We start from the raw sequence: 2,747 nt of genomic DNA on the forward strand, positions 1-2,747 counted from the left end.
TGGCGCCACATCGGCCACCTCGTTGAAACGATCGAGGCAACCGAATGCAACAACTACTTCGCAAACGCCGGCTACGCTTCCATCAAAACGTGAAAGGCTCTAAGGCGCACCGTCAGAATTGGGTTGGCGCACTGCATTGGCGACCCCACCCGGCCCTTCGGGCCACCCTCCCCTCAAGGGGGAGGGGGACGCCGGCGCTTACCCTTGGCCGGCGCGCATCGTGCTTTCGGTTCAGCCGTTATCCCGCGCCTTCAGCTCCAGCCGCCGCGCGTGCAGCACTGGCTCGGTGTAGCCGTTGGGCTGGATGCGGCCTTTGAAGACCAGGTCGCAGGCGGCGAGGAAGGCGATGGACTTGTCAAAATCCGGCGCCATCGGCCGGTAGAGCGGATCGCCTTGGTTCTGGCGGTCGACGATCGCCGCCATGCGTTTCATCGTCTCCATGACCTGCTCGGGCGTGCAGACGCCGTGATGCAGCCAGTTGGCGATGTGCTGCGAGGAGATGCGCAGCGTGGCGCGGTCCTCCATCAGACCGACGTCGTTTATATCTGGCACTTTCGAACAGCCGACGCCCTGGTCGATCCAGCGCACGACATAGCCCAGAATGCCTTGCGCGTTATTGTCGAGTTCCTTCTGGATGTCCGCCTGAGACCAGTTCGGCCGGACAGCGACGGGCACGGACAGGATGTCGTCGAGTTTTGCCTTGGGCCGGCTCTTCAGCGCCGCTTGCACGGCATGGACGTCGACCTTGTGATAATGGGTGGCGTGCAGTGTTGCCGCCGTCGGCGACGGCACCCAGGCGGTGTTGGCGCCGGCCTTGGGATGCGCGATTTTCTCGGCCAGCATCGCCGCCATCAGGTCGGGCATCGCCCACATGCCCTTGCCTATCTGGGCGTGGCCGGCCAACCCGCATTCCAGCCCGATGTCGACGTTCCAGGCTTCGTAGGCGGCGATCCAGGCGGCCTGCTTCATGTCGCCCTTGCGGATCATCGGGCCGGCTTCCATCGAGGTGTGGATCTCATCGCCGGTGCGATCGAGGAAGCCGGTGTTGATGAAGACGACGCGTTCTTTCGCGGCGCGGATCGCCTCCTTGAGGTTGACGGTGGTGCGCCGCTCCTCGTCCATGATGCCCATCTTGATGGTGTTTTTGGGCACGCCGAGCAGCGCCTCGACGCGGTCGAAAATCTCGACGGCGAAGGCGACTTCGGCGGGCCCGTGCATCTTGGGCTTTACGATGTACATCGAGCCGGCGCGAGAATTGGCGCGGCGCCCGTTCGGGCCGATATCGTGCAGCGCGATCAGCGCCGTCAGCGCCGCATCCATTATGCCTTCCGGCACCTCGTTGCCGTCGCGGTCCGATATCGCCGGGTTGGTCATGAGGTGGCCGACATTCCTGACCAGCATCAGCGAGCGGCCGGGCAAGGTCAGCGTGCCGCCATCGGGCGCGGTATAGGTGCGGTCGGGGTTGAGCCTCCGGACAAAGCTCTTGCCGGCCTTGGTGATCTCCTCCGCCAAGTCGCCCTTCATCAGGCCGAGCCAGTTGCGGTAGACCAGCACCTTATCCTCGGCATCGACGGCCGCCACCGAATCCTCGCAGTCCTGGATGGTGGTCAGCGCCGATTCCAGCACGACATCGGCAATGCCGGCCGGATCGGTGCGGCCGATCTGGTTGTTGCGGTCGATGACGATTTCAATGTGCAGGCCGTTCTTGATCAGCAGGACGGCTTCGGGGTCGGCGGCATCGCCGCGATAGCCGGCAAACTGTCTGAGGTCGGCAAGCGTGGTGGCGCCGGCACCCTCACCCAGCCGCAACATGCCATTGGCGACCGAAAGCCCGTTGACGCCGGCCCATTTGCCTGTCGTGAGCGGCACCGCCTCGTCGAAGAAGCTTTTCACCCAGGCGACGACCTTGGCGCCGCGCGCCGGATTGAATTTGTTGCCTCGCTCGGCGCCGTCCGTCTCCGGGATGGCGTCGGTTCCATAGAGCGCATCGTACAGCGAGCCCCAGCGCGCATTGGCGGCGTTCAGCGCATAACGCGCGTTCATCACCGGCACCACCAGCTGCGGCCCGGCGACCGAAGCGATTTCCGGGTCGACATTTTCGGTCGTCACGCTGAAGGCCGGCCCCTCGGGCAGCAGATAGCTGATCTCGCGGAGGAAGCTCGTGTAGGCCTCCATGTCGACGGGCGCGCCGTTGTCGCGATACCAGCGGTCGAGCTTGTCCTGCATGGCATCGCGCTTTTCGAGCAGCGCCCGGTTTTTTGGCGAGAGATCATGGACGATCGCCGAAAAACCGCTCCAGAATGCCTCCGCTTCAATGCCGGTGCCCGGCAGCGCCTCGTTCACGACAAAATCATGAAGCTCGCGGGCAATCCGCAATCGGGCGATCTCGACGCGATCGGTCATCAGGGCTTCTCCAAGGCGAACGGCTAGGCCGGGCCTTTGGCATGTCACGGTGGCAGGGTCAATTCAGCTTAGGGTGAAGGTAGGGCGTTTTCGCTGCCGATCTCCCCCTTGAGGGGGAGATGGCCGGCAGGCCAGAGGGGGTCGCCTCGCGTGGAGTGCAACCTCTTCTTTGCACCAAATCGCGTCGCGCTTCATGCGAGGCGACCCCCTCTGTCGCCTTCGGCGACATCTCCCCCTCGAGGGCTAGGGCGTATACACATCTTGCTTCGACGGATTGACTCGGTTGTGACGTGTCGGATTCCGCCGGCGTGTGCTGTATGATTCTTCTGTGACGTTCTGATTTG

At 63.9% G+C, this 2,747-nt stretch carries 1 protein-coding gene; it reads right to left on the minus strand.

Annotation, left to right across the window (positions count from 1 at the left end; translation table 11 throughout):
* Positions 1-231: 231 nt before the first annotated feature.
* Complete coding sequence (locus NKI18_RS33215) at positions 232-2,403, minus strand: malate synthase G (RefSeq protein WP_352617934.1); 2,172 nt, start codon at positions 2,401-2,403, stop codon at positions 232-234.
* Positions 2,404-2,747 lie beyond the last annotated feature (344 nt).

Origin of the sequence: Mesorhizobium sp. M0800 (assembly GCF_040320095.1) — a bacterium.
Taxonomy (GTDB): Bacteria; Pseudomonadota; Alphaproteobacteria; order Rhizobiales; family Rhizobiaceae; genus Mesorhizobium.